The organism is Psychromonas antarctica (assembly GCF_022267535.1).
GTDB classification, from domain to species: domain Bacteria; phylum Pseudomonadota; class Gammaproteobacteria; order Enterobacterales; family Psychromonadaceae; genus Psychromonas; species Psychromonas antarctica.
The window spans coordinates 1-3,263 of record NZ_JAHNZV010000183.1 but is presented as its reverse complement, the minus strand read 5'-3'; the positions used below and the strand labels follow the sequence as shown (position 1 = coordinate 3,263).

Below are 3,263 nucleotides of genomic sequence, written 5' to 3'. Positions count from 1 at the left end.
GAACAGACGGTTGTCGATTTTTTTACGCAAGTCATGCAAATGGATAACTTTACTTTGCGGCAAGAAGCCCTAGAATGAGGGATGGTTCACTTTTATTGGCTAAAAATGAACCCCGAAACTTGAGTAAATAATCAAACACATTAACAACTCCAGTCCAAGCAAACATAATACCTGTATCTAATGAATTAAAAATTGCTTCACTACCATTATAAATAATTAAGTCATCATCATAGGAAACGTATAAAGATGTTAATGTGCTATCTCCAATATTGCTAAAGTCAGTTTCCCAAATGCTATAGCTAACACCCGCAACAAACCAAGTATCCAGGGATTGAATCCATGAAGCTCCGTATAAATCAGTAGTGCTATCAGGAACAACATAAGTATTGTAATTATTGCCCAACGCAGTGCAACCTCCCGTACATCCATCATTAATGCTAGATGAAAATGTCATAGGCGTAGCGTAAGTTGATAGTGAAAATAACAGTAGTACCGCCGTTAAGGCTATTTTTATGATTTTCATATATTTCTCCTTGAAAAAATCATTTAATATTTTGCTAAAATATTCAGCAACTAAAATTTAGCAACAAACATGCCAAAAAAGATAAATTGTTGATTTTTATATCATGTTATTTATTTAAAAATAACAAATTAAAAATAGTGTTAAAGTTTCCGACAATAACGTACAAATATTGAAGATATTATTCATTAGCGATTATATTAGACAACTATTCTGTCCAGCAGCGAACAACAGCAAGTGCTCAAAAGGAAGTAATGCTTGGCTATAAGCGCACAGTTAAGCAGTGCGCTCAAATAGATTAAGAAGTGAGCTGAACATTAACCAATTAGATCGCCACCTTTTGCTCGCCTCGAATAACCTCTGGAAATAAAAATAGGGCCTAATGTCATTAGCTCAACAGGCTACAAAGCACCGCGCTTGAAAGTGCTCCCAGTGGTGATAGTGCTAATGTCCAATTTTTTATGGCCGTCGTAAAAGATTAAATTCCCCCACCCAGTAACAGTATAAAAATGAAGAGAAGACAAATATACCTTTTTATTAAAGGCGGGAAAATGAGTGCGTACTTGTACCCTCTGACTATAAAAAAGCAGGCTAGTTGCGGTTGAGTTAAATGGAATATCAACTGCACGACGTCGTCATTCTGCGATCTCTTCAAGTACCACATAAACTGCAACTTCAGTTGTTCATTCCTCTTTATCCAGCGCGATCCCCTAAGATAACCAAAATAGAAGTTAACGCAGAACATAATTGCTCATCTTTAGCTTTACTGGTGAATATAAAAATACCGCTGCTATCGAAATTTAAAATCCAACTAATGCGACTACGCCACTTTTCCTATTATATTTCCTTTATTTAATTACATAAAATAATGACATTTATCTTTGTTGCTCTAATATTATTTACAAATAATTGGTATTTAATGCTTCTGATGAAATGTAATTATCGATACTTAGCCTTGCCACTGTTTTTGAATAAAAAAAATCCAAAGGATGCAACATGCTAAAGCAGGCCGAAACCCAAGCTAAATCCTTTTAAAAGATGAAGACAGTCGAGTCTAGAAAGACGCATTTATGTCGAGGGAATGGCAATACAAGCATCGAAATAATATTTACGGGAGTCAGTAGAATTACAACACCCTTGTCAGGATTATCATAAAGCACATAAAAAATGTTTACTGCTCATATTTTCTGTTTTAAGAAAGCCAAAAAGGAAATGTAATGATAATAGTTTTTGTTCACGGTTGGAGTGTTACAGATACCAGCACTTATGGCAGATTGCCAGAAGCTTTAGCAGCTCAAGCTGAAGATTATAATCTGGAAATTAACATTAAACATATTTGCTTAGGTCGCTATATTAGTTTTCATGACAAAGTGAGTGTAAGTGATGTTGCTCGGGCATTTGAAAGTGCCCTGCATAATGAAATAGCCGATAGTAGTGGTAGAATAAAAGAATTTTCATGTATTACTCACTCCACTGGAGGCCCTGTTGTCCGTGAATGGCTGAATCGTTATTACGGGGCTGCAAAGCTTTCTCAGGCTCCTCTTTGTCATCTCGTTATGCTTGCTCCTGCCAATCATGGTTCTCCACTGGCCGCGATCGGAAAAAAAAGAGTCGGAAGGCTCAAAGCATGGTTTTCTGGAGTAGAACCTGGACAGCGAATTCTTGAGTGGTTGTCGCTAGGTAGTCAGCAACAATTAGATTTGGCCAAATCTCATCTCCATTACAAACCTGCTGAAGCACATTTTTTCCCTTACGTACTGACGGGTCAATCTATTGATAAACAGATGTATGATTTTATCAATAGTTATTTAGTTGAAGCAGGATCCGATGGAGTAGTTCGAGTTCCCTGCGCCAATCTTAATTATAGTATGGTCACACTTATAGAAACAAAAAACATTGAAACTGTAACCCATGGTGCCGATAAAATCGAAGTTCATATGCTGGCAGTTAATGGAAAAATAAGAAGACCACCACTTGCACCTTTAGGTGTAATAGCAAGAGCCAGTCATTCTGGTAGTAAGAAGGGAATTATGGCGAGTGTGCTGTCACCAAAGGCAACAAACAAACCACAAGTGAGTGAAATATTAAAATGTCTGTCGGTAAAAACTAAAGATGACTATGCAACCCGAATCAAAGAACTAGAACAAATATCCCATGAGACACAGAAAAATAAGCATCGCTATTCAATGCTCGTCTTTGTTATAAAAGACAACCAAGGTGATCCCGTTATGGATTATGAAATTTTCCTTTTAGGTGGAGAAAAACATAATCCAGATAAACTTTCCAAAGGATTTTTTATAGATAAACAGCAAAACGTAGCGAATCCAAATCATATTGTTTATTACGTTGATTATGATGTTATTACTCAAAATAAACTTACAGGGTTTCGCGTAATAGCTCACCCCCAAAAAGGGTTTTCATTTTATCATTGCGTTGAGTATCACTCACTCGGAGATGATATCCATTCACAAATAAAAGCAAATGAAACATTCTACGTTGAAATCCAGCTGAATCGTTGCGTTGATAAAGGCGTATTTACATTTGATAATGCGAATGACCCAAAGCTGAGACAAAAAGGATTAATTATCAAATCATATACCCGACAATCCTTTAAAGAGGCAGATTCAACTCTGAAGTGCATAACCGCTACGCAGCTATAGCTGCCATGTATTCAGCCATTAATTTGGCTGGTGTTTTGTAATTTATTTTCTTTCTTGGCCTATCATTGAGCTTTACTATTACA

2 protein-coding genes are annotated in these 3,263 nt (G+C 36.4%); one reads left to right on the top strand and one right to left on the bottom strand.

The window, feature by feature from the left end; genetic code table 11:
• Nucleotides 1-49: 49 nt before the first annotated feature.
• Complete coding sequence (locus KSO91_RS16590) at nt 50-523, bottom strand: hypothetical protein (RefSeq protein WP_238744135.1); 474 nt, start codon at nt 521-523, stop codon at nt 50-52.
• A gap of 1,214 nt (nt 524-1,737) precedes the next feature.
• Between KSO91_RS16590 and KSO91_RS16585 the strand changes: the two genes are divergently transcribed.
• Nucleotides 1,738-3,180 (top strand): esterase/lipase family protein, encoded by a 1,443-nt coding sequence (locus KSO91_RS16585; RefSeq protein WP_238744134.1) that lies wholly within the window; start codon nt 1,738-1,740, stop codon nt 3,178-3,180.
• Nucleotides 3,181-3,263: the final 83 nt, after the last annotated feature.